The following is a 20,832-nucleotide window of genomic DNA, read 5'->3' as shown; positions in this document are numbered from 1 at the left end:
TTCGACAAAGGAGACCTCCATGCCGCCGCGCCTCGTTCTTGCTTCGGCGAGCCCATTCCGAAAGACCCTTCTCGAAAACGCCGGGCTCAATTTTGATGCCGAACCTGCGCAGATAGATGAACGGGCGGTCGAGGACACCATCGAAGGCCTGGATCCGGACGATGTGGCATTGATCCTGGCTGAGGCCAAGGCACAGGATGTATCGGGCCGCCACCCCGGCGCCCTCGTGATCGGCTCCGACCAGACCCTGTCGCTGGGAGGCGACATCTTCCACAAGCCCGCAAGCATGGATGAAGCCCGCCGCCGGCTTCTCAAGCTTTCGGGCAGAACCCACGAACTCAACAGCGCCATCGTGCTGGCAAGGGACGGCGAAACTCTCTGGCGCCACATGTCGATCGCGCGGATGACAATGCGTGATCTGGATCCCGGCTTCGTCGGGCGTCACCTGGCCAATGTCGGAGACAGAGCGCTTTCCTCGGTCGGTGCCTACCAGTTTGAAGGTGAAGGCATCCAGTTGTTCGAGCGGATCGAGGGCGACTATTTTGCCATCATTGGTCTGCCGCTGCTGCCGCTCCTGGCAAAGCTCAGGTATCTGGAAGCCATTGATGGCTGAGTCTGAGAGCAATCCAACCCGTGCTTTCGTCATCGGGCATCCGATCGGTCATTCCCGCTCTCCGCTGATCCATGGATACTGGCTCAGGCTGGCCGGTCTTCCGGGCAGTTACCAGCCTGTCGAGGTGGCACCGGCCGAGCTGCCTGTCTTCATTCGTGCCTTGAAGGATGGATCTTCCGGTTTTGCCGGCGGCAATGTGACGATCCCTCACAAGGAAGCTGTTCTGGATCTTGTCGATGAGGCTGATCCCGTCGCCCGGGAGATCGGAGCCGCAAACACGCTTTGGTGCGAGAACGGGCGGGTCATGGCCACGAATACCGATTCGCACGGGTTTTCCGCCAATCTCGATCATCAGGCACCCGGATGGGATACGGGACGGACTGCGGTGATCCTGGGTGCCGGCGGAGCAAGCCGCGCCATCATTCACGCGCTGCTGTCGCGTGGCTTCAGCACGGTTCATGTCGTCAACCGCACCGAGACAAGAGCCCGTGCTCTCGTCGAAGCATTTGGCCCCCGACTTCAAGCCCACGCCATGGCAGAGCTTCCAGTTCTTCTTCGCGGGGCAGACCTGTTCGTCAACACAACATCTCTTGGCATGGACGGATACGCGGTGCCGGAGATTGATTTCACCGTCATGAACCCGCAGGCGCTGGTCACCGATATCGTCTATGTTCCGCTCGAAACGCCAATCCTGGCCATGGCAAGGCGGCAGGGTCTGAAAACGGTCGACGGGTTGGGAATGCTGCTTCACCAGGCAGCGCCCGGTTTCGAGAAGTGGTTCGGAACACGACCGGAGGTTACGCCGGACTTGCGCCGGCTGATCATTGCCGACATGGAGGCGCACACATGATCATCATCGGCCTGACCGGTTCGATCGGCATGGGAAAATCGACCACCTCCGAGATGTTCAAGTCTCTCGGAGTTCCTGTCATCAGCGCCGACGAGATCGTCCATGATCTCTACAGTGCCGAGGCCGCGCCGCTCATCGAGGCGGCCTTTCCCGGCACGACATCCGAAGGGGCGGTCGATCGCCAGGCTCTTTCCGCGAAGCTGATGGCGGCGCCAGAGGGTTTTGCCCGTCTCGAGGCGATCATCCATCCGCTGGTGCGCGCGCGCGAAAAACAGTTTGTCGAAGAGGCCGCAGACCGGGGCGAACCCCTGGTGCTCCTCGACATTCCACTGCTCTTCGAAACGGGATCGACTGACCGCGTCGACACAGTCATTGTCGTCAGTTGTGCGCCGGAGATCCAGCGCCAGCGGGTCATGGCCAGACCGGACATGACCGCGGAGAAATTCGAGGCAATATTGTCAAGGCAGACCCCGGACGCCGAAAAAAGAGCCCGCGCCGATTACGTGATCGACACCGGTCAGGGGCTGGAAGCAGCCCGGACACAGGTCAACGATATCGTTGCCGAGCTTACGGCTGCCAGCAAGAAAGGGTGAAGACCATGCGCGAGATCATCTTCGACACCGAAACCACCGGACTGGAAAACCAGACTGACAGGATCATCGAAATCGGCTGTATCGAACTCGAGAACCAGTTCCCGACAGGGCGAACACTGCATCTCTTCATCAATCCCGATGGCCGCAAGGTACATCCCGATGCCCTCGCAGTTCATGGCATCACCGATGCCTTTCTGGCCGACAAGCCGCTTTTTGCGGATGTCGCTGACGAAATCCTCTCGTTCTTTGAAGGAGCGCGCTATGTGGCCCACAATGCCTCCTTCGACATCGGCTTTATCAATGCCGAGTATCAGAGGGTGGGGATTCCCGCGGTCGCCCCGGACATGGTGATCGATACGCTCTCACTCGCCCGCCGCCGTCATCCGATGGGCCCCAACAGCCTCGATGCGCTCTGTCGTCGCTATGGCATCGACAATTCGCACCGGACCAAGCACGGGGCACTTCTGGATGCCGAACTGCTGACTGACGTCTATATCGAGATGCTGGGGGGCCGGCAGGCGGCACTCGGCCTGTCCGCCAAAGACACTAATACCGTAGAGAGAAAGACTGACGAAGAGGTGGTAGCGATCGGCCAACGCCCGCGGCCGCTTGCCCCACGTCTGACGGACACAGATCTTCAGGCCCATTCGGCGCTGGTCGAGCGCATCGGCGAGAGTGCCTTGTGGCGACGGGTGTCAGGCGACGCCTGATCCTGCAGAACCATGTCGGCATGAGAAAAGCCGCCCGGAGGCGGCTTTGTTTTTGATGGTGGCCGGTATGTGGCCCGTTGTCTCAGTTGGCCTTGTTGGCAACCTGTGCCTTGGCGTTTTCTTCCGCCATGCGCTGCTGGAACATCTGTGCAAAGTCGATCGGATCGACCAGGAGCGGCGGAAACCCGCCATTGCGGGTGGCATCGGCCACGATCTGGCGCGCGAACGGGAACAGCATCCGCGGGCACTCGATGAACAACAGCGGCAGCATGTGTTCCTGCGGGAAATTGGCAACCCGGAAGACACCGCCATAGGTCAGTTCAACATTGAACAGCACCGCTTCGCCGCTCTTGGCCTCGGCGTTCATGGTCAGCACAACGTCGAATTCGGTTTCGCTCAACGGGTTGGCATTGACGTTGACGTTGATGTTGATGTCGGGAGCTTTTTCGCGCGGACCGAGCGACTTCGGTGCGCCCGGATTTTCAAACGACAGATCCTTGATGTATTGGGCCAGGATGTTCAGGGTCGGAGCCTGTCCGTTTCCCTGTGCTTCCGTTGCTGCAGCGCCGCCTTTGCCGGTAGTATCTTTTGCCATCTGGCTCTTCCCTGTTGTTCATCCGCGAGTGCGGTAATCCGGTAAATTGTTCGGCATTGGGCTAGCATTTCGCCACAGGGCTTACAACCCGTTTGAGCCGTCCCTGTCCGGCTTGCCGGGCCTCGACAAGCGATCGGTCTCCTCGGACCATGGCGATGACGGATCCGGATGGCGCTGGAACTCGTCCTCGTCAAGATCGACGACACCGTCTGCTTTCCCGGGTCTTCTGGCTCTGCTGTCAAAGCCGGCCGACATGCTCTGGACCACGATCCGGTCTTTCACCGAACGCCAGACGAGATCGCGAATGCCGGGGACGAAAAGCAGAAAGCCCAGCGAATCGGTCACGAAGCCCGGCGTGAGCAACAGCACGCCGGCGATCAGGATCATCACCCCATGGACCAGTTCACGTCCGGGAACACGATTTGCGCGCAATTCCGTGTTGATTCTGTTGAACAGGCCCACGCCCTGCCAGCGGAGCAGAATGCTGCCGATGATTGCCGTCAGAAGCACCATGCCAAGTGTAGCCCACACCCCGATCTGCCCGCCGATGACAACAAAGGCGGCAATCTCGGCCAGTGGCACCACGAGCAGCAGAAACGGGATCAGGGAGAAGCGCATGAGGTTTGTCCGAAGCAGAAAACGGCCTGATTGTTCAGCCGATGACAAATAGAATGGCGTGACCCTTTGATTGATGGGCCTGAGGGGATTATATGCATCCTGATTGATGATGTAACCGAAAGAAGGCGGGAATGGGTTCCTTTGATTTTGTGACGTTCTTCTTTTTTGTGGCGGCTGTGATCATATTCATCCAGCTCCGCTCGGTGCTGGGCAAGCGAACCGGCCACGAGCGTCCGCCGCAGGATCAGATGGCCCGCCGTGATGAGGCCAGTGCGTCCGAAGGGCTGGACGATCCGAAAGTTGTAACATTGCCGCGGCGTGGCCGGGAGAACGCCGAGCCGGACATGTTCGGCGCGGTTGATGCTTACGCCGAACCGGGAACCGAACTGAACGCGGGCTTGCGCGAAGTGGTTACCGCTGATCCTTCCTTCGCGCCGAAGGATTTTGTCGGCGGCGCCACTACAGCTTACGAGATGATCGTGACAGCCTATGCGGACGGTGACCGCAAGACCCTTAAGGGGCTGCTGTCACGTGAGGTCTATGAAGGCTTTGTCGCCGCCATAGAGGATCGTGAAGCCCGCGGCGAAACGGTCCGTTCCAATTTCGTTGGCATAGACAAGGCCGCAATCATTCAGGCCGAGATGAAGGGTACGGAAGCCAACATCACGCTGCGAATCATCAGCCAGCTGATCTCGGCGACGCTCGACAAGGACGGCGAAGTCATCGATGGCGATCTCGTCGAGGTGGCCGACGTCAATGATGTCTGGACCTTCGCCCGCGACACACGGTCGCGCGATCCCAACTGGCGTCTGATTGCGACGGAAGCCGATCAGTAATGGGACTGTCGCTTGACCGGGAAGACTTCTCGACCCTTCCCGGTTGGGCGGATGACAGTCAGGCAGCGGCATTCGCAGCCTTCCGCCGCTCGGCTGAGCATGCGACACGAACCAGAGCCTATCGCACCGGTTCACTTGGTCTCTGCCATTCCGATTTCGCGCCTGCCTATGCAGCAGCACTTTCGATCGCCAACTCTGAATCCGGCTATTCATCCGCTTCCGAAGCACGCTCCTTCTTTGAAACCTGGTTCCGCCCGGTTGGGATCAGGCTCGAGCATCCGGACGGATTGGTCACTGGCTATTATGAGCCGGAGGTGGCGGTCAGTGATGCCCCAGAATCCGGCTATCGATATCCTTTCCTTCGCAAACCCGGCAAGCTGATCAAGGTACCGGACCCGGACAATCCGCCTGCCGGTATACCCCGGGGCCATGCTTTCATGATCGCGGATGCGGACGGGATGACATGCTGTCCCGACCGGCAAGCCATCGAATCCGGCGCCTTTGCCGGCGAAGGGCTCGAGATCGCCTGGGCGAAATCCAGTATCGATGTGTTCTTTGCCCATATCCAGGGCTGCGCCCGGCTGAACTACGCCGATGGCAGGGTCGAGCGGATCACTTATGCCGCCAAGAGCGGCCATCCCTTTACGGGCATAGGCGGCTTGCTGGTCGAGCGCGGTGCCGTCCCTGCCGACACGGTGTCGATGGCTTCAATCCGACAATGGCTCGCCGACAACCCGTCGCTGGCACAAGCGTTGATGTGGGAGAACCGGTCGTTCATCTTCTTTGAGAAGGCGGACGTCGAAAACCCTTATCTCGGACCGGTCGCCGCCGCCAAGGTCCCGCTTGAGCCAGGCCGGTCTCTCGCGGTGGATCGCCGCATTCACACGTTCGGAACCCCGATCTTCGTCTCCGCAACCGGTTTGCAGGATTTTGACGAGCCGCGGCCATTCGCCCGGCTGATGATCGCCCAGGACACCGGCACCGCGATTGTAGGGCCGGTACGCGGCGATCTGTTTGCCGGATGCGGATCTGCTGCCGGTGACAAAGCAGGATCAATCAAGGCTGTTGCCCGGTTTGTCATTCTTGCACCGGCCGGGTCGGAAATCGCACGGCAGGCCGGCCATGAGCAGTGACAAGTCCAGGCTGAGCCACGAGGATCGTATCATCTGGGCCAGGATCGCACGCACGGTCGAGGCCTTTCCCGGCAAGGAAATCGTGGAGGAAGACTGGTTTGCGGTCGAGGCACCACCATCCGTGGCGCCACCCACACCTGAGAGGCCGGCGAAACAGGTGGATTCCTCTAACCCCCGCTCGCCGACGCCCCGTCAGCAGCCGCATCCGATCGAAAAACCCGTTATCCGCAAGCTGGCTCGCGGCCGCCTGCCCATCGATGGCCGCATCGATCTGCATGGCCTGACTCAGAGCGAAGCCCACAACCTGCTGTTTGGCTTTCTCGCGCGTGCCCACGAAAGAGGTCTTCGCCATGTGCTTGTCATCACCGGCAAGGGCGCTTCCCGCGGCAGCGAAGGCGCTCTCAAACGGGCGGTTCCGGTGTGGTTGAGCAAGCCGGAGTTCCGTTTCCTGATCTCAGGCCATGAAGAAGCCGCCAGAAGTCACGGCGGCGAAGGTGCGCTCTACATTCGCCTGCGCCGCGAAAAGGGCATCGCACGATGACGCCCTTTGGTCAGGCTGTGCGGCGATTGCGTGCCGAACGCGGCATCACCCAGCGCCAGATGGCAAAGGCGATCGGTGTCTCGCCGGCCTATCTGTCAGCTCTGGAACATGGAAATCGCTCCGAGCCGAGTTGGGAATTCGTTCAGCGAGTGATCGGATACTTCAACATCATCTGGGACGAAGCCGAGGAACTGCAGATGCTCGCCGGCCTGTCCAGGCCCCGGGTAAGCATCAACACTTCGGGCCTTGATCCCAAGGCCACTGAAGTTGCCAACAAGCTGGCGGCGGTTATCGACAGGCTGGATGTGGCGACACTTGAACGGATCGAGGCGCTCATGGACGGCGACGGGCTCTCCAGCGAAGGGCGCAACGATGGAGCAAACCAGATCGTGGCAAAAGACAGGCATCGCCGCTAGAACCGGATGGATTGCGACGCAATCGATCCGCTGCATTCAGCGTTCGATGATTTCCCGCAGCTCGTCTTCGTGTTCGTTGACCAGCCAGCCATAGTAGTTTTCGCTTGGCGGCCTGGGCCTGAGGCCGCGTTTCTTTCGCTTTTCATTGTCAGCGGCCAGGGCAAGCGCCCTGCGCGACACGTTGCCGAGATTGTAGAGCGTTGCGGTCAGCCCGGGGTTTCCGGAGATGTCATAGCCGGTAATATCCCGGTAGATGTCGATCGAGTCCGCGATCGAGGCCGCCATGTAAGCGAGCGTCGAATCCGGCTCCATGATTGCCTTGTAGACGTCGGAAGCCTTGCCGGCGTCGAGTTTCCTCAAACGCGAGACCTTGTTGACCCGGTCGGTATGCATCAATGCGGTCAGCGGGTTGAGCTGACCCAGGCCGAAGGTCTGCCCGGCATAGAAGGGCTGGAAGAAAACCGCGCCGAATCGATCGTCGGGATAGGATTTCCCGTCAACCTTCTTGCCGCGGTAGGCCTTTTCCCAGACCTCCTCGCGGCAGGTCCAGAGTTCGAGTGATCCGGAATTCTCGTCACAGTCCTCGAATTCGGGTCGCGCTACGAAGTCCAGCACGCTTTCACCACCATGTTCGAAGCGAAACCGTTCACCGGCATAGGAGACTGCCTTGATGTAATAGGTTTGGAGCCGGTCATAAGCATCGACATTGTAGGTGTGCTCGCCGACCAGCGCGCCGACGATATGGATTGGGTCGATCTTGTAGGCTTTCGATACCGACCGGATTTTCCGGCGCAGCCGGTCATCATCGGCGATCAGGTCGCGGATCTTCTCGTACTTCGCGTCAAAGGTCGACTTGGTTGCCTGTGTGCGGCGTTTCGAGGCCCCGGGCACGTCAGGCTGCTGGGCGTTGCGGTTTCCCTTGGGAACCTGTTCGGCGGAATAGACCTGTGGCACAACGGCAAAGCTCATGGTGAATGCGATTGCTGTCGCCATCACTGTGTTGAGCTGCCAGCTGGGCACGATCATTCTCCTCTCCGGTACGTAACCTGATCTCGGCGCAAATGCGTTTCCAGAATTACATATTGCTTCAAGCGCGGATTGGAAGATTCGCGGTTCAGAGAATAAAACGCGACAGATCCGTATTCTGCGCCAGGTCGCCGACATGTTCCCGGACATAGTCTGAATCAATCGTGATTGTCGAGCCCGGCTGGTCGGGCGCGGTAAAAGAAATCTCGTCGAGAACCCGTTCCATGACCGTCTGCAACCGCCGCGCACCGATATTCTCGATGCTCGCATTCAGATGCACCGCAACCTCTGCCAGGGCGTCGATGGCGTCCTCGGTGAATTCCAGCGTCAGGTCCTCGGTTGCCATCAAGGCCACATACTGTTTGATCAAACTGGCTTCGGTCTCTGTCAGGATCCGGCGGAAATCGTCCTTGCCGAGCGCCCTCAACTCGACCCGGATCGGCAGGCGGCCCTGCAGTTCCGGCAAAAGGTCCGACGGCTTTGAGACATGGAACGCTCCCGACGCGATAAACAAAATGTGATCGGTCTTCACCGGCCCGTACTTTGTTGCCACCGTCGTGCCTTCCACCAGCGGCAGCAGATCGCGCTGCACGCCTTCGCGGGAAACGCCTGCCCCCATTCCGCCCTCGCGGGATGCAATCTTGTCGATTTCATCGATGAACACGATGCCGTCATCTTGCGCGGACTTCAGGGCCTCCTGGTGGACCTGCTCCATGTCCAGCAGCTTGTCGGACTCGTCATTGAGCAGCGAATCGTGGGATTCCCGAACCGTCGTCTTGATCTTGCGCGTGCGTCCACCCATCGCCTTGCCGAACAGGTCGCCGAGATTGAGAACGCCGACATTTGCGCCCTGCATGCCAGGCAGTTCGAATTGCGGCATGCCGGACGAGCTGTCGGCCACTTCGATCTCGATTTCCTTGTCGTCCAGCAGCCCGTCCCGCAGCTTCTTGCGGAAAGACTCGCGCGTCGCCGGAGAGGCCGTGGCGCCGACCAGGGCGTCAAGAACACGTTCTTCCGCATTCTGTTTCGCCTTGGCCTGGACTTCCTCGCGTTTGCGCTCGCGCACCAGCGAGATACCGACTTCCACCAGGTCACGGATGATCTGCTCGACGTCGCGGCCGACATAGCCGACCTCGGTGAACTTGGTTGCTTCCACCTTGACAAAGGGAGCGCCTGCCAGCTTCGCCAGTCGACGCGAGATCTCGGTCTTGCCGACACCGGTCGGTCCGATCATCAGGATGTTCTTTGGCATCACCTCTTCGCGCAACAGCCCTTCGAGCTTCTGCCGCCGCCAGCGGTTCCTGAGCGCGATAGCGACAGCCCGCTTGGCATCCTTCTGACCGATGATGAAGCGATCGAGTTCGGTGACGGTTTCACGTGGGGAGAAATTGCTCATGTCGGAATCATGCCTTTATCGGGGGAAGTCTCTCGAGGAGCGATGTGGGAAGCAGCGGACGGATAATCAAGCGCCGGATCCTCTGCCAACCGGCTCCGAACAGGATGACGATGGCGCCGATGGTCAACAAAATCAGCGCAAAAGGCGGAATGCCGGTGGTGTTAGCAGCACTGTTGACCAGGTAGTAGATCCCGACGGAACCGAAATACGCGAGCGTTGGCGCAAGCAGCGAGCGGCGGTCGATGGCGAGCGCCACCAGTACAAAGGCAGCGATCATCAGGCCGAGCATGACGCTGGCGCTCATTCCCGGTTCTATCCGGCCGGAAAGCACGTCCTGTCCCGTGGCGAGGATGAACAGCGGGTGCACCAGCAACGGCGCCGAAACCACATGCAGCCAGAAGGCGCAGTCCGACCAGACCGTCTGCCGTTCGCGATCGTGCAGATCGAGAAAAACCGCTACCGCGAAAACCACGAACCCGCAAACCAGCGGAATGCTCAGGGCGTTTGAAACCACCTGCGCCAGTTGGTCCGGCGCCGGCGCCGCTATGCTGCCGTTGATCATCTGCTCGTAGTAGACCAGAACGGCGGCCAGAAAGGCGAGACCGGTCGCGGCAATCGCGACAATGGCTGCAAGCACCGGAACCTTGAAGCGCATGAAATAGACGGCCGAAGCCGCGATCAGACCGCCCGCCAGGATAAGCCCGATCGGCAGCGCATCGTCTCTCAGCGCCAGCAGGGAGAACGCGTTGATCGCTCCCGGCAGGCTGAACTGCTGACCGACGAAATCGATCAGCAGGGTCAGGACCGCCGCACTGAACACCAGCGCCAGCAAGGTGCTCGAAAGCCGCATCCGCTTCTGCCGCGTGACGATTTCGGCAACGACCCAGCTTCCTGCGGCGAGCAGCGCAGCCAGCAGCATGCTGTCCGGCGGCAGTACGGCCTGAAGCGCAAATAGCGCGCCCGAAAACAGCAGCACGATACCGACGGTGACGAAGATGTCATTTCCGCCGCCGACCAGCCGCATCTGGTCATCGACCGACAACCGGTCGGACGTGGGGCCCAGCACAGCAGAAGGCCCGGCGCTGGCCGCCAGGTCCAGAAGTGCTGTTCGCTGTGCCGCATCGAGGATGCCGGCGGAGACCGCACGATCAAGTGTTGCTTTGTCTATCATGGGGTGGTCTCGCTGGTTTTCCGGGCGGTCTCGGGCATCTGTACCATGATCAGTACGGGAGTGTCGGTGCCATCCAGTGATTCACGTGAAACAAGCAGCGGCCTGAACCCGGCCTTCTCGTAGGCGCGAATTGCACGCTTGTTGGCAACGTCGGGATCGATGACGATCGTGCCGTGGCCTTCCGCGCGGAGCCCCTCGGTGAATGCCTTCAGCACGGCCGAACCCAGACCCTGCGACAGTCTTGCCGCATCACCGATACTCATGTCGACGCCAATGCTGTCCGCAGGGACTTGCGCCAGCCAAGGCGCGTTGGTCAACCAGGGTTCTTCCAGATGATCGCCGACAAACCAGTACTGAATATAGCCTGCGGGCATTCCATCGACCATGAACAAGAACGGACGCGTTGTTTCCCGGCCCTCGACCATGTCGCGGATATAGCCGATTTCGGCTTCGGGTTCGCCCCACCAGTCACGCCAGTGCGGCGTCTTCAGCCAGTCTTCCAGCAATGCATAGTCATCCGGCGTGACAGTCCGGAAGCCGATTCTGCCGGCTTCAATCGAGCTCAAGGGTTTCGATCACGATATTCGAATTGGTGTAGACGCAGATGTCCCCCGCGATCTCCATGGAGCGCCGCGCAATCTCCTCGGCGCTCTTCTCGCTGTCCATCAGCGCCCGCGCGGCGGCGTAGGCATAGTTGCCGCCCGAGCCGATCGCCATGGTGCCGTGTTCGGGCTCCAGCACATCGCCATTGCCGGTGATCGCCAGCGTCACCGTCTTGTCGGCCACCAGCATCATCGCCTCGAGTCTTCTGAGGTAGCGGTCGGTGCGCCAGTCCTTGGCAAGTTCCACCGCGGCCCGGGTCAGCTGGTCGGGATATTGCTCGAGCTTGGCCTCGAGCCGTTCCAGAAGCGTGAAGGCGTCGGCCGTGGCCCCGGCAAAACCGGCGATCACATTGTTGTCCTTGCCAATGCGGCGGACCTTTCGCGCATTGCCTTTCATCACCGTCTGGCCAAGGCTGACCTGGCCATCTCCGGCCATCACCACCTGCGAACCCTTGCGCACGGTGATGATTGTGGTTGCGTGCATGTCGCCGAAGGGGTTGTGCTCGCCCATGTGGCATCCTTTCCTGGAGGCGGCCCGTCCGGCCGCACTATGATGAGGTCAGTCCTATGTAAGTGCCCGGGGAACGAATGCAAATCCGCCTTTGCGCCTTCTTCCGCCGCGCCCTGCATTTCGCAATCGCGAAAGCCGTTCTGGATATTTGCATTGCAGGCTGATAATGAGCGCATCATCATAGCGTTCGGAGACGACCGATGGCCAACACCGAGACCGCGCGCAGCGCTTCCGTTGCCCGCAAGACCAACGAAACCGACATATCCGTATCCCTGTCCGTGGACGGCAATGGAACCGGGTCGATTCATACCGGTGTTGGCTTTTTCGATCACATGCTCGAGCAGCTGTCGCGCCATTCGCTGATCGATATGGAGATCAAGGCCAAGGGCGATCTGCACATCGACGATCACCATACGGTCGAGGACACCGGCATCGCCATCGGCCAGGCGCTGGCCAAAGCGCTGGGCGACCGCAAGGGCATCAATCGCTACGCGTCGCTTGACCTGGCCATGGATGAGACGCTGACGCGCGCCGCCATCGACATTTCCGGTCGGCCGTTTCTGGTCTGGGACGTGACCTTCACCTCGCCCAAGATCGGCACCTTTGACACCGAACTGGTTCGCGAGTTCTTCCAGGCGCTGGCCCAGCATGGCGGCATCACGCTGCATGTCAGCAATCTTTATGGCGCCAACAACCATCACATTGCCGAGACCTGCTTCAAGGCAGTCGCGCGCGTGTTGCGCGTGGCATGCGAGGTTGATCCGCGGCAGAAGGACCGGATTCCTTCCACCAAGGGGTCGCTGGCCTGAGCCTGTTTCGGCCTGGCTGATCGGAGAAAACCGCAATGACCGCCTATCTTGTTCTGGCAAGTCCCGGTGCACAGATACCCGACGAGCGTTCGGTGGTGATCGCCGATCGCTTTGCACCATGGGCGCTGATAGCGCCTGTTATCTGGCTTCTGTTCAACCGGTTGTGGATTGAGGCTTTTGCGGCTTTCCTGGTCATGGTCGTGGCGGCCTACCTTGCCGGCTCTGCCGGTCAGCCCGCTCTGGGGATCGGCCTCGATATGGCGCTTTCGCTGATAACAGCGCTTGAAGGCCGCAACTGGCGGGCGGCAGCACTCCAGCGCCGCGGCTGGCGTCTGGTAGACGTGATTGAAACCGATGATGCTGAAGTGGCCTTCGAAATCCATGCAGCGCAAGCCGCAGCCGATCAGGGATCTGCAATGCCGGCAAGCGTCAAACCGGCTCTTCCCTCATGGAAACCGGCTCGTCAGGCCGGCAGGGAAACCGGCTCCATCGGTCTTGTGCCGGTTGAAAGGAACTGAACCTGATGCAGGTTGTCATAGTCGATTACGGGTCGAGCAATCTGCGCTCGGCGCTCAAGGCTTTCGAACGCGCGGCCCGCGAAGCCGGCGTTGCAGCCACTGTCACGCTCAGTGCTGATGCGGATCATGTCGCCAGCGCCGACAGGGTCGTACTTCCCGGTGTCGGCGCCTACGCCGATTGCCGTGCCGGGCTCGATGCGATTGACGGCATGAACGCGGCTTTGCGCCACGCGGTCGAGGACAAGGCACGGCCTTTCCTGGGGATCTGCGTCGGCATGCAGCTCATGTCGACCCGCGGATTGGAAAAGACGGTGACCGAAGGCTTCGACTGGATCCCGGGTGACGTGGTCGAAATCAAGCCTTCGAATCCGGCTTTGAAAATACCGCAGATCGGCTGGAACACGCTCGATCTGAAAATCCCTCACCCGCTCTTCAACGGCATTCCGACCGGTCCCGATGGGCTGCACGCCTATTTTGTTCACTCCTATCAATTGGCGGCGAACAACCCGCAGGACGTGATTGCCGTGACTGATTACGGCGGGCCGGTGACCGCCGCCGTCGCCCAAGGCAACAAGGCTGGCACCCAGTTCCACCCGGAAAAGAGCCAGGCACTCGGCCTCGCGCTGATCGCCAATTTCCTCAAATGGAAGCCCTGACATGATCCTGTTTCCCGCAATCGATCTGAAAGACGGCCAGTGCGTCCGGCTCAAGCTGGGTGAAATGGACTCGGCGACAGTCTACAATGAAGATCCTGCCGCCCAGGCGCGGGCCTTTGAGCAACAGGGGTTTGAATGGCTGCACGTGGTCGATCTCAACGGCGCCTTCGAAGGCCAGTCGGTCAATGGAGCCGCGGTCGAGGCGATCCTCAAGGCGACGAAGAATCCGGTGCAGCTTGGCGGTGGCATCCGCACCCTGGCCCACATCGAGGCCTGGCTCGACAAGGGACTGGCCCGCGTGATCCTCGGCACCATTGCCGTCCGTGATCCCGATCTGGTGCGTGAGGCCTGCAGATTGTTTCCGGGCAAGGTCGCCGTCGGCATCGATGCCAAGGGCGGCAAGGTTGCCGTAGAGGGCTGGGCCGAAGCCTCCGAGCTCGGCGTCATCGAACTGGCGCAGCGATTTGAAGGGGCCGGCGTTGCCGCCATCATCTACACCGACATCGACCGCGATGGCGTCCTGACCGGCATCAACTGGGAATCGACCATAGAGCTGGCCGGTGCCGTTTCGATTCCGGTTATCGCCTCGGGCGGTCTCGCCTCGATCGCCGACATTGTGCGCATGAAAATGCCCGATGCCGCGCGCCTGGAAGGCGCCATATCGGGCCGTGCCCTCTATGACGGCCGCATCGACCCGGCAGAGGCGCTGGGCATCCTCGGCGGCACGCTGACCGTAGAGCCGGCAAAGTTTGAAGAGGAAGACCGCTCGTGACCCTAAAATCCCGTGTCATTCCCTGTCTGGATGTGAAGGACGGCCCGCGCGCCGCGCAGCGGCTTTGCCGCGAGGACGCGCAATCCGGAAAGGCGGATGTCCGATGCTGAAATCCCGCGTCATCCCCTGTCTCGACGTCAAGGACGGCCGAGTCGTCAAAGGTGTCAATTTCGTCGACCTGATCGATGCCGGCGATCCGGTGGAGGCCGCCCAGGCCTATGATGCGGCGGGCGCCGACGAGCTCTGCTTCCTCGACATCACCGCGTCGTCCGACGATCGCGACACCATTTTCGACGTTGTCGCCCAGACGGCGGAGCATTGCTTCATGCCGCTCACTGTTGGCGGCGGCATTCGCACCGTGGCAGACATACGCAAACTGCTGCTGTCGGGCGCCGACAAGGTTTCGATCAACTCGGCTGCGGTCAAAAACCCCGATTTCGTCGCCGAAGCAGCCGACAAGTTCGGCAACCAGTGCATCGTCGTTTCCATCGATTCCAAGAAGGTCTCGGCGCCTGGTGAGGCCGATCGCTGGGAGATCTTCACCCATGGCGGCCGTGAGCCGACCGGGATAGATGCCGTCGCCTTCGCCGAGAAGATGGTGGAGCGCGGCGCCGGCGAGCTTCTGCTCACCTCGATGGACCGCGACGGAACCAAAGCCGGCTATGATATTGCGCTGACCCGCACCATTGCCGATGCTGTTCGTGTGCCTGTCATCGCCTCCGGTGGCGTGGGCAATCTGGAGCACCTGGTCGAGGGCATCCGTGACGGCCATGCCACCGCCGTGCTCGCAGCCTCGATTTTCCACTTCGGAACCTATACGATCTCCGAAGCCAAGCAGTATATGGCCGATGCCGGGCTCGACATGCGCCTGAACTAGGCTTGCCTGCCGGGACAATGCGCCAGGAGACACATCCGCAATGAGCAGTTTCACCCTCGCCGATCTTGAACGGATAGTCTCCGAACGGTCACTGGCTGATCCCGCAAACTCCTGGACGGCGAAACTGGTTGCGGCCGGCATGCCGAAAGCTGCCAAGAAGCTGGGCGAGGAGGCGGTCGAGACCGTTATCGCTGCAACTGCGCAAGGCCGTGATGAACTGGTCAGCGAAACGGCTGATCTTCTGTATCACCTCATGGTCGTGCTAAAGGTAGCAGATGTACCTCTTGGCGAGGTGATGGCGGAGCTTGAAGGCCGGACCGTACAGTCAGGCCTTAGCGAGAAGGCAAGCCGCACGGCGGAGTGAATATGGACCAGACCACTATCCAACCCCCTGCCCTGGACCATTTCAAGGCTGACGAGTTTTCGCCCTATCGGTTTTTCACGGCCGACAAGTGGGCCGAGTTCCGCGCCGATACGCCGATGACCCTGACCGAGGACGAAGTCCGGCGGCTGCGCTCGCTCAACGACCCGGTCAATCTCGACGAAGTCCGGCGGATCTATCTGTCATTGTCGCGGCTGTTGTCCGCGCACGTGGAATCCTCGCAATTGCTGTTTGAACAGCGCAAGCGCTTCCTCAATCTCTCCAATGTGGCCAAGACACCGTTCATCATCGGGATCGCCGGCTCTGTAGCGGTGGGTAAGTCCACCACCGCCCGCGTTCTGGCCGAGCTTCTCAAGCGCTGGCCGTCGAGCCCGAAGGTGGACCTCGTGACCACCGATGGCTTTCTCCTTCCCAACGAGGTTCTGCGGCGTGAAAACCTCATGGACCGCAAGGGGTTTCCCGAAAGCTATGACGTCGGTGCGGTGCTGCGCTTTCTCTCGGAAATCAAGGCCGGACAGCATAGCGCCCGGGCGCCGTGTTATTCGCACCTGACCTACGACGTGCTGCCCGGCGAATACACCACCATCGACCGGCCCGACATCCTGATCTTCGAAGGCATCAACGTGCTTCAGGTGCGTGACCTGCCCGAAGACGGCAAGATCGTCCCGTTCGTGTCGGATTTCTTCGATTTCTCGATCTATATCGATGCCGAGGAGGAGGACATCCACAAATGGTATGTCGACCGCTTCATGAACCTCAGGCAGACCGCCTTCCGCGATCCTGAATCCTTCTTCCACCGCTATGCCGCGATCAAGGAAGACGCCGCGCGCGCCATCGCCGAGAGCCTGTGGGAGAACATCAACCTGAAGAACCTGCGCCAGAACATCCTGCCCACGCGTCCGCGCGCCGACCTGATCCTGCGCAAGTCCCCCAACCATCTCATCGAGCAGGTGGCGTTGCGCAAGCTTTAGCCCGAACCTGGCAAACACCGGATGCTCAGCTTGCGGTCACCCGTCTGAGTGTAAGGTTGATGCGTCCGCCATCCTTGAGCAGCGTCGAGGTCGTCGGGTAGATCCGGTCGACGCCATGGAAAGCCAGCCGGCTTTCGCCTCCCAGAATGACCACGTCACCGCTTTCCAGCCGGAAAGATCGGGTCGGCTGCCGCCTTTCGGTTCCGCCGATGCGAAACAGGCAGGCATCGCCGAGCGAGATCGACAGGACCGGAGCGGAGAAATCGCTTTCGTCGCGATCCTGGTGCAGGCCCATGCGGGCGCTGGTATCGTAGAAATTCACCAGGCAGGCCTGAGGCGGACCAAGATAACCGGTCAGGTCGTCCCAGAGTTTCAGCAGGCGCTCGGGAATCGGCGGCCATGGAGCGCCAGTCACCGGATGTCGGTCCTGGTAGCGGTAACCGGCCTTGTCGGCCACCCATCCCAGATCGCCGCAATTTGTCATGCGGACGCTGAACGGCTTGCCGCTGCGCGGCATTTCCGGGCGGTAGAGCGGCGCCTGGCCCACCACCGCCCGGATGTCTTCGAGAAGGCTTTGCTGCTCGTCCCGATCGAGATGGCCGGGAATATGGCGGACCCCATTGGGCAGAACGAGCATTGCTTGCCTTCTTGGTCTGTTTTCGGTCTCAGGCGGTTTCCAGATCCGGAATCCGCAGCACCTGGCCCGGATAGATCTTGTCGGGATCCGACAGCATCGGCTTGTTGGCTTCGAAGATCACGGTGTATTTCGGACCCTTGCCCTTGCCATAGGCGGCTTCGGCAACCTTCCAGAGATTGTCGCCCTTCTTGACGGTGTGGAACTTCGGCTCCTTTGCCGGGGTCGAAGCCTTGACCAGTTCGGTCATGTCGGCGCTGCCCAGCGACAGGCCGGAGTCCGGTATCACCACCTTGAGCTCGGACGCCTCGACCTTGGAAATGCCCAGCGTGTTGCCGACTGCGACAATCGCCTTCTCGAAGATCGACTGGTCTTCGACCACACCGGAGAGCACGATCTTGTCGCCCTCGACCTTTACATCGACCTTGTCGGTGCCGAGCTTGTGCGAATCCAGCTCTTTTTTCACCGCATCGGCATCAGGTGCATCATCATCGCCGCCGATCCCGAGTTTCTTTCCTGCTGACTTGATGAAATCGAAAATACCCATTGGTTGTCGTCTCCCCGAGTGAATGGTGCGCAACTTAACCACGCGCGCTCTGATGTGCCAACCAAAAGCTTTCGCTAATTCTAGTCTTCGGTAACCTTGCCGCGGGCCTTCTTGATCTGGCCGCGTCCGGTCTTGGCGGCAAGCCTGCGTTCGACCGATCCGCGGGTTGGCCGGGTCTTGCGCCGAGGCGGCGGCGGCGGCTCCGAGGCCTGGTCGATCAGCTCGACCAGCCGGGCCCGCGCGTCGGCGCGATTGCGCTCCTGGGTACGGAACCGGTTGGCTTCGATGATGATGACCCCGTCTTTGGAAACCCGGCTGCCACCGAGTTTCAGCGCGTTCTTCTTGACCCTTTCGGGAAGCGACGGCGAGTTGCGGATATCAAACCGGAGCTGCACCGCCGTCGCCACCTTGTTGACGTTCTGTCCGCCCGGACCGGAGGCGCGGATAAAGCTCTCGCCAAGCTCCCAGCCGGCGATGACGATATCGCGCGCTGCATGCAGCGGATCCGCGCTCATGGCGCGGTCTTCCAGAACAGCACTTCGTTCTCCGGCTTGCGGCTGATCGCCGGAACCCTCGCCCCTTCAGCCGGATGGCCGACCACCAGCAGCACCAGCGGCTTCTCATTGTCCGGCCTGCCGCAGATCTGGTTGAGGAAGCCCATCGGCGATGGCGTGTGGGTCAGCGTCGCCAGTCCGGCCGAATGCAGGCTGGCAACCAGCAGCCCGATGGCGATCGAGACCGATTCGGGGACATAGTAGTGCTTGACCTTGCGGCCCTCGGCATCCACGCCCCAGCGTTGCGCGAAGATGGCAATCAGCCAGGGCGCCGTTTCCAGGAAGGGCTTCTCCGAATCGGTACCCAGATGCGCCAAGGCGCCCAGCCACTCCTCGCCTGCCCGGCCCTGGTAGAAGGCGCGTTCCTCTTCCTCCGCTGCAAGCCTGATCTTGCGCTTGATATCCGGGTCGCCGATGGCAACGAAACTCCACGGCTGCTGATTGGCGCCCGAGGGTGCGGTCGCGGCTGCCCGGACTGCAAGGCGGATGATCTCCGGGTCCACCGGATCGGCGGAAAAGTCCCGGACTGTCCTGCGCGATTGCATGAGATCGAAAAAGCTCTGCGCCTCGGCCCGCATCTCGGCATCCGTCTTCCGGGCAATCGAATGCGCAACGGTTTCGACGGGTCTGGTCATGACGGAACGCTCCTTCCGGGATTGGACCTGCGGAAAATGCGCGACAGGCCCCGTCGGGTCAACGGGGCCTGCCAAAGATCGTAGGAAGTGTTTGAATGCTTATTCAGCTGCTGCCTTGAAGCCTGGTGCTGCATCGAGCACCGAACCATCGACATGATCCTCGAACTTGGCGAAGTTCTCGATGAACATGCCGACCAGACGGTTGGCTGCAGCGTCGTAGGCAGCCTGATCCGCCCAGGTCGAACGCGGGTCCAGAATGGCGCTGTCGACACCTTCGACAGCCACCGGCACGGCGAACCCGAAATTGGCATCTGTGCGGTACTCGGCGCCATCGATGGAGCCATCCAGTGCCGCGCTGAGCAGCGCCCGCGTGGCCTTGATCGGCATGCGCTGGCCTTCGCCATAGGCGCCGCCGGTCCAGCCGGTGTTGACCAGCCAGCAATTGACGCTGTTGTCATTGATCAGTTTCCGCAGCAGATCGCCATACTCCGACGGATGACGTGGCATGAACGGCGCGCCGAAGCAGGTCGAGAACGTGGCTTCCGGCTCGGTGACGCCTTTTTCGGTGCCGGCCACCTTTGCGGTGTAGCCGGAAAGGAAGTGATACATCGCCTGTTCCGGCGTCAGTTTTGCGATCGGCGGCATCACGCCGAAGGCATCCGCCGTCAGCATGATGATGTTGAGCGGATGGCCCGAGCGTCCTGTGTCGCTGGCATTCGGAATGAAGTGCAGCGGGTAGGCGCAGCGTGTGTTCTCGGTCAGCGATCCATCGTCAAAATCCGGAACCCGGTTCTCGTCGAGAATGACATTTTCCAGAACCGTGCCGAAGCGTTCGGTAGTACCGAAGATTTCCGGTTCCGCCTCGCGCGACAGCCGGATGGTCTTGGCGTAGCAGCCGCCCTCGAAATTGAACACGCCGTGTTCGCCCCAGCCATGCTCGTCATCGCCAATCAGGGTGCGCTTCGGATCGGCCGAAAGCGTGGTCTTGCCGGTTCCCGAAAGCCCGAAGAACACCGCGGTATCACCATCAGGGCCGACATTGGCCGAGCAGTGCATCGGCATCACGCCCTTGGCGGGAAGCAGGTAGTTGAGTGCGGTGAAAACCGACTTCTTCATCTCGCCGGCATAGGAGGTACCACCGATCAGAACCAGTCTGCGTTCCAGGTCGACCGCGATCACCGTATCCGTGCGGCAGCCGTGACGTGCCGGGTCGGCGCGGAAGGACGGCAGATTGATGATGGTCAGCTCGGGCATGAACCCCGTCAGATCCGCGCGCTCCGGACGGATCAGCAGATTGCGGATGAACAGCGCATGCCAGGCATACTCCGTGACGACCCGCGAGTTGAGGGCATTGTCCTCGTCGGCGCCGCCGACCAGATCCTGAACGAACAGATCCAGGTCCTTGGCATGCGCCACCATGTCGGCGTGCAGCGTGTCGAACGCTTCCGGCGTCATCGGCTTGTTGTTGTCCCACCAGATCTGGCTGTCGGTGGTGGCGTCGCGAACCACGAACTTGTCCTTGGCGGAGCGGCCGGTGTGCTGGCCGGTCAGTGCCCGAAGCGCGCCGTGTGCCGTCAGAATTGCTTCGCCCCGCGCAACGGCGAGTTCGACAAGTTCCGCCTCGAGGCAGTTATATCGCACCAGGCCGGAGGTGTTCAGACCACACAGGTCGATTCCAGCCGACGGATTACGTACTCCCAAATCCTCACTCATGTCGGATTCCTTTTCACTCTGGCGCGGGACAGGTTCAAATTTCGCCGGACCATAGGGAGTGGAATTTTAAAAAACAACAAGTAATTCTAAGATTAATTAATGAAATCAGAGTATTAATCGATTTAAAAAAAATCGGACTTGTTTAAATCGGTT

The 20,832-nt window shown here is 60.8% G+C and carries 27 protein-coding genes; 15 read left to right on the top strand and 12 right to left on the bottom strand.

The features are described 5' to 3' along the window. Window positions 1-19 precede the first annotated feature (19 nt). Genes SPHINGO391_RS23080 through dnaQ form a run of 4 tightly spaced genes read left to right on the top strand, consistent with a single transcriptional unit; the run spans window position 20 to window position 2,766 of the window. A complete protein-coding gene (locus SPHINGO391_RS23080; RefSeq protein ID WP_152011042.1) occupies window positions 20-613 on the top strand; it encodes a Maf-like protein in 594 nt (197 codons plus the stop codon). Next, a complete protein-coding gene (locus SPHINGO391_RS23075) occupies window positions 606-1,463 on the top strand; it encodes a shikimate dehydrogenase (RefSeq protein ID WP_152011041.1) in 858 nt (285 codons plus the stop codon). Before SPHINGO391_RS23080 ends, SPHINGO391_RS23075 begins: the two co-directional genes overlap by 8 nt. Beyond that, window positions 1,460-2,056 carry a dephospho-CoA kinase gene (coaE, locus tag SPHINGO391_RS23070; protein WP_152011040.1) on the top strand — a complete coding sequence of 199 codons (597 nt, stop codon included), beginning with the start codon at window positions 1,460-1,462 and terminating at the stop codon, window positions 2,054-2,056. The genes SPHINGO391_RS23075 and coaE overlap by 4 nt, the downstream gene beginning before the upstream one ends. A 5-nt stretch (window positions 2,057-2,061) precedes the next feature. Beyond that, complete coding sequence (dnaQ, locus tag SPHINGO391_RS23065; RefSeq protein WP_152011039.1) at window positions 2,062-2,766, top strand: DNA polymerase III subunit epsilon; 705 nt, start codon at window positions 2,062-2,064, stop codon at window positions 2,764-2,766. Window positions 2,767-2,848: 82 nt separating this feature from the next. On the opposite strand, the gene secB is transcribed toward dnaQ, so the two are convergent. Further along, entirely contained in the window at window positions 2,849-3,361 is a 513-nt protein-coding gene (secB, locus tag SPHINGO391_RS23060) for a protein-export chaperone SecB (protein WP_152011038.1), read from the bottom strand. A gap of 81 nt (window positions 3,362-3,442) precedes the next feature. After that, window positions 3,443-3,979 carry an FxsA family protein gene (locus tag SPHINGO391_RS23055; protein ID WP_152011037.1) on the bottom strand — a complete coding sequence of 179 codons (537 nt, stop codon included), beginning with the start codon at window positions 3,977-3,979 and terminating at the stop codon, window positions 3,443-3,445. Between the two features lie 131 nt (window positions 3,980-4,110). Here SPHINGO391_RS23055 and SPHINGO391_RS23050 point away from each other — a divergent pair, with 131 nt between their 5' ends. Genes SPHINGO391_RS23050 through SPHINGO391_RS23035 form a run of 4 tightly spaced genes read left to right on the top strand, consistent with a single transcriptional unit; the run spans window position 4,111 to window position 6,905 of the window. Then, window positions 4,111-4,815 (top strand): Tim44/TimA family putative adaptor protein, encoded by a 705-nt coding sequence (locus SPHINGO391_RS23050; protein ID WP_152011036.1) that lies wholly within the window; start codon window positions 4,111-4,113, stop codon window positions 4,813-4,815. Further along, the gene (locus SPHINGO391_RS23045; protein WP_152011035.1) at window positions 4,815-5,948 is read left to right on the top strand and encodes an MltA domain-containing protein; all 1,134 of its coding nucleotides are present in this window, start codon (window positions 4,815-4,817) and stop codon (window positions 5,946-5,948) included. Before SPHINGO391_RS23050 ends, SPHINGO391_RS23045 begins: the two co-directional genes overlap by 1 nt. Then, complete coding sequence (locus SPHINGO391_RS23040) at window positions 5,938-6,489, top strand: Smr/MutS family protein (protein WP_152011034.1); 552 nt, start codon at window positions 5,938-5,940, stop codon at window positions 6,487-6,489. Before SPHINGO391_RS23045 ends, SPHINGO391_RS23040 begins: the two co-directional genes overlap by 11 nt. Next, window positions 6,486-6,905: a helix-turn-helix transcriptional regulator gene (locus SPHINGO391_RS23035; RefSeq protein WP_152011033.1), complete on the top strand. Its 420-nt coding sequence runs from the start codon at window positions 6,486-6,488 to the stop codon at window positions 6,903-6,905. Before SPHINGO391_RS23040 ends, SPHINGO391_RS23035 begins: the two co-directional genes overlap by 4 nt. A 36-nt stretch (window positions 6,906-6,941) precedes the next feature. Here SPHINGO391_RS23035 and SPHINGO391_RS23030 read toward each other — a convergent pair whose 3' ends face one another. The 5 genes from SPHINGO391_RS23030 to hslV all read right to left on the bottom strand — a co-directional run bounded on the left by SPHINGO391_RS23030 (window position 6,942) and on the right by hslV (window position 11,611). Continuing rightward, window positions 6,942-7,898, bottom strand: coding sequence for a DUF1402 family protein (locus SPHINGO391_RS23030; RefSeq protein ID WP_244615483.1), 957 nt, complete (start codon window positions 7,896-7,898; stop codon window positions 6,942-6,944). 121 nt (window positions 7,899-8,019) lie between these two features. Then, window positions 8,020-9,327 (bottom strand): ATP-dependent protease ATPase subunit HslU, encoded by a 1,308-nt coding sequence (gene hslU / locus SPHINGO391_RS23025; protein ID WP_152011031.1) that lies wholly within the window; start codon window positions 9,325-9,327, stop codon window positions 8,020-8,022. Between the two features lie 7 nt (window positions 9,328-9,334). Further along, on the bottom strand, window positions 9,335-10,498 hold the full coding sequence (locus SPHINGO391_RS23020; RefSeq protein ID WP_152011030.1) for a hypothetical protein: 1,164 nt from the start codon (window positions 10,496-10,498) through the stop codon (window positions 9,335-9,337). Then, window positions 10,495-11,064, bottom strand: coding sequence for a GNAT family N-acetyltransferase (locus SPHINGO391_RS23015; protein ID WP_244615330.1), 570 nt, complete (start codon window positions 11,062-11,064; stop codon window positions 10,495-10,497). Before SPHINGO391_RS23015 ends, SPHINGO391_RS23020 begins: the two co-directional genes overlap by 4 nt. Then, on the bottom strand, window positions 11,051-11,611 hold the full coding sequence (gene hslV / locus SPHINGO391_RS23010) for an ATP-dependent protease subunit HslV (protein ID WP_152011029.1): 561 nt from the start codon (window positions 11,609-11,611) through the stop codon (window positions 11,051-11,053). The genes SPHINGO391_RS23015 and hslV overlap by 14 nt, the downstream gene beginning before the upstream one ends. Window positions 11,612-11,811: 200 nt before the next feature. Between hslV and hisB the strand changes: the two genes are divergently transcribed. From hisB to coaA, 7 genes are all read left to right on the top strand, one after another. Then, window positions 11,812-12,420: an imidazoleglycerol-phosphate dehydratase HisB gene (gene hisB / locus SPHINGO391_RS23005; RefSeq protein ID WP_152011028.1), complete on the top strand. Its 609-nt coding sequence runs from the start codon at window positions 11,812-11,814 to the stop codon at window positions 12,418-12,420. A gap of 35 nt (window positions 12,421-12,455) precedes the next feature. Next, a complete protein-coding gene (locus SPHINGO391_RS23000) occupies window positions 12,456-12,938 on the top strand; it encodes a DUF2628 domain-containing protein (RefSeq protein WP_152011027.1) in 483 nt (160 codons plus the stop codon). A gap of 5 nt (window positions 12,939-12,943) precedes the next feature. Continuing rightward, window positions 12,944-13,594 carry an imidazole glycerol phosphate synthase subunit HisH gene (hisH, locus tag SPHINGO391_RS22995; RefSeq protein ID WP_152011026.1) on the top strand — a complete coding sequence of 217 codons (651 nt, stop codon included), beginning with the start codon at window positions 12,944-12,946 and terminating at the stop codon, window positions 13,592-13,594. A gap of 1 nt (window position 13,595) precedes the next feature. Continuing rightward, window positions 13,596-14,366, top strand: a complete 771-nt coding sequence (gene hisA, locus SPHINGO391_RS22990; protein ID WP_152011025.1) for a 1-(5-phosphoribosyl)-5-[(5-phosphoribosylamino)methylideneamino]imidazole-4-carboxamide isomerase — start codon at window positions 13,596-13,598, stop codon at window positions 14,364-14,366. 103 nt (window positions 14,367-14,469) lie between these two features. Then, window positions 14,470-15,243, top strand: coding sequence for an imidazole glycerol phosphate synthase subunit HisF (gene hisF, locus SPHINGO391_RS22985; RefSeq protein WP_152011024.1), 774 nt, complete (start codon window positions 14,470-14,472; stop codon window positions 15,241-15,243). Window positions 15,244-15,283: 40 nt separating this feature from the next. Further along, complete coding sequence (locus SPHINGO391_RS22980; protein WP_152011023.1) at window positions 15,284-15,607, top strand: phosphoribosyl-ATP diphosphatase; 324 nt, start codon at window positions 15,284-15,286, stop codon at window positions 15,605-15,607. A gap of 2 nt (window positions 15,608-15,609) precedes the next feature. Then, window positions 15,610-16,596: a type I pantothenate kinase gene (coaA, locus tag SPHINGO391_RS22975; RefSeq protein WP_152011022.1), complete on the top strand. Its 987-nt coding sequence runs from the start codon at window positions 15,610-15,612 to the stop codon at window positions 16,594-16,596. A gap of 25 nt (window positions 16,597-16,621) precedes the next feature. Here coaA and SPHINGO391_RS22970 read toward each other — a convergent pair whose 3' ends face one another. From SPHINGO391_RS22970 to SPHINGO391_RS22950, 5 genes are all read right to left on the bottom strand, one after another. Continuing rightward, window positions 16,622-17,233, bottom strand: coding sequence for an alpha-ketoglutarate-dependent dioxygenase AlkB (locus tag SPHINGO391_RS22970; protein ID WP_152011021.1), 612 nt, complete (start codon window positions 17,231-17,233; stop codon window positions 16,622-16,624). Window positions 17,234-17,261: 28 nt separating this feature from the next. Next, window positions 17,262-17,777, bottom strand: coding sequence for a peptidoglycan-binding protein LysM (lysM, locus tag SPHINGO391_RS22965; RefSeq protein WP_152011020.1), 516 nt, complete (start codon window positions 17,775-17,777; stop codon window positions 17,262-17,264). A gap of 80 nt (window positions 17,778-17,857) precedes the next feature. Next, complete coding sequence (gene arfB / locus SPHINGO391_RS22960; protein WP_152011019.1) at window positions 17,858-18,292, bottom strand: alternative ribosome rescue aminoacyl-tRNA hydrolase ArfB; 435 nt, start codon at window positions 18,290-18,292, stop codon at window positions 17,858-17,860. Beyond that, a complete protein-coding gene (locus SPHINGO391_RS22955; RefSeq protein WP_152011018.1) occupies window positions 18,289-18,966 on the bottom strand; it encodes a nitroreductase family protein in 678 nt (225 codons plus the stop codon). The genes arfB and SPHINGO391_RS22955 overlap by 4 nt, the downstream gene beginning before the upstream one ends. Before the next feature lie 99 nt (window positions 18,967-19,065). Further along, on the bottom strand, window positions 19,066-20,679 hold the full coding sequence (locus SPHINGO391_RS22950; protein ID WP_152011017.1) for a phosphoenolpyruvate carboxykinase: 1,614 nt from the start codon (window positions 20,677-20,679) through the stop codon (window positions 19,066-19,068). Window positions 20,680-20,832: the final 153 nt, after the last annotated feature.

This window comes from Hoeflea sp. EC-HK425 (assembly GCF_902498795.1).
Lineage (GTDB): Bacteria > Pseudomonadota > Alphaproteobacteria > Rhizobiales > Rhizobiaceae > Hoeflea > Hoeflea alexandrii.
Note: the sequence above shows the minus strand (reverse complement) of the source record. Positions and strands in the feature narration are given on the sequence as shown.

Excerpts from the sequence above, each read along its gene's own strand:
- SPHINGO391_RS23080 (WP_152011042.1), top strand. The coding sequence starts at position 20 with ATGCCGCCGCGCCTCGTTCTTGCTTCGGCGAGCCCATTCCGAAAGACC.
- SPHINGO391_RS23075 (WP_152011041.1), top strand. The coding sequence starts at position 606 with ATGGCTGAGTCTGAGAGCAATCCAACCCGTGCTTTCGTCATCGGGCAT.
- coaE (WP_152011040.1), top strand. The coding sequence starts at position 1,460 with ATGATCATCATCGGCCTGACCGGTTCGATCGGCATGGGAAAATCGACC.
- dnaQ (WP_152011039.1), top strand. The coding sequence starts at position 2,062 with ATGCGCGAGATCATCTTCGACACCGAAACCACCGGACTGGAAAACCAG.
- secB (WP_152011038.1), bottom strand. The coding sequence starts at position 3,361 with ATGGCAAAAGATACTACCGGCAAAGGCGGCGCTGCAGCAACGGAAGCA.
- SPHINGO391_RS23055 (WP_152011037.1), bottom strand. The coding sequence starts at position 3,979 with ATGCGCTTCTCCCTGATCCCGTTTCTGCTGCTCGTGGTGCCACTGGCC.
- SPHINGO391_RS23050 (WP_152011036.1), top strand. The coding sequence starts at position 4,111 with ATGGGTTCCTTTGATTTTGTGACGTTCTTCTTTTTTGTGGCGGCTGTG.
- SPHINGO391_RS23045 (WP_152011035.1), top strand. The coding sequence starts at position 4,815 with ATGGGACTGTCGCTTGACCGGGAAGACTTCTCGACCCTTCCCGGTTGG.
- SPHINGO391_RS23040 (WP_152011034.1), top strand. The coding sequence starts at position 5,938 with ATGAGCAGTGACAAGTCCAGGCTGAGCCACGAGGATCGTATCATCTGG.
- SPHINGO391_RS23035 (WP_152011033.1), top strand. The coding sequence starts at position 6,486 with ATGACGCCCTTTGGTCAGGCTGTGCGGCGATTGCGTGCCGAACGCGGC.
- SPHINGO391_RS23030 (WP_244615483.1), bottom strand. The coding sequence starts at position 7,898 with ATGGCGACAGCAATCGCATTCACCATGAGCTTTGCCGTTGTGCCACAG.
- hslU (WP_152011031.1), bottom strand. The coding sequence starts at position 9,327 with ATGAGCAATTTCTCCCCACGTGAAACCGTCACCGAACTCGATCGCTTC.
- SPHINGO391_RS23020 (WP_152011030.1), bottom strand. The coding sequence starts at position 10,498 with ATGATAGACAAAGCAACACTTGATCGTGCGGTCTCCGCCGGCATCCTC.
- hslV (WP_152011029.1), bottom strand. The coding sequence starts at position 11,611 with ATGGGCGAGCACAACCCCTTCGGCGACATGCACGCAACCACAATCATC.
- hisB (WP_152011028.1), top strand. The coding sequence starts at position 11,812 with ATGGCCAACACCGAGACCGCGCGCAGCGCTTCCGTTGCCCGCAAGACC.
- SPHINGO391_RS23000 (WP_152011027.1), top strand. The coding sequence starts at position 12,456 with ATGACCGCCTATCTTGTTCTGGCAAGTCCCGGTGCACAGATACCCGAC.
- hisH (WP_152011026.1), top strand. The coding sequence starts at position 12,944 with ATGCAGGTTGTCATAGTCGATTACGGGTCGAGCAATCTGCGCTCGGCG.
- hisA (WP_152011025.1), top strand. The coding sequence starts at position 13,596 with ATGATCCTGTTTCCCGCAATCGATCTGAAAGACGGCCAGTGCGTCCGG.
- hisF (WP_152011024.1), top strand. The coding sequence starts at position 14,470 with ATGCTGAAATCCCGCGTCATCCCCTGTCTCGACGTCAAGGACGGCCGA.
- SPHINGO391_RS22980 (WP_152011023.1), top strand. The coding sequence starts at position 15,284 with ATGAGCAGTTTCACCCTCGCCGATCTTGAACGGATAGTCTCCGAACGG.
- coaA (WP_152011022.1), top strand. The coding sequence starts at position 15,610 with ATGGACCAGACCACTATCCAACCCCCTGCCCTGGACCATTTCAAGGCT.
- SPHINGO391_RS22970 (WP_152011021.1), bottom strand. The coding sequence starts at position 17,233 with ATGCTCGTTCTGCCCAATGGGGTCCGCCATATTCCCGGCCATCTCGAT.
- lysM (WP_152011020.1), bottom strand. The coding sequence starts at position 17,777 with ATGGGTATTTTCGATTTCATCAAGTCAGCAGGAAAGAAACTCGGGATC.
- arfB (WP_152011019.1), bottom strand. The coding sequence starts at position 18,292 with ATGAGCGCGGATCCGCTGCATGCAGCGCGCGATATCGTCATCGCCGGC.
- SPHINGO391_RS22955 (WP_152011018.1), bottom strand. The coding sequence starts at position 18,966 with ATGACCAGACCCGTCGAAACCGTTGCGCATTCGATTGCCCGGAAGACG.
- SPHINGO391_RS22950 (WP_152011017.1), bottom strand. The coding sequence starts at position 20,679 with ATGAGTGAGGATTTGGGAGTACGTAATCCGTCGGCTGGAATCGACCTG.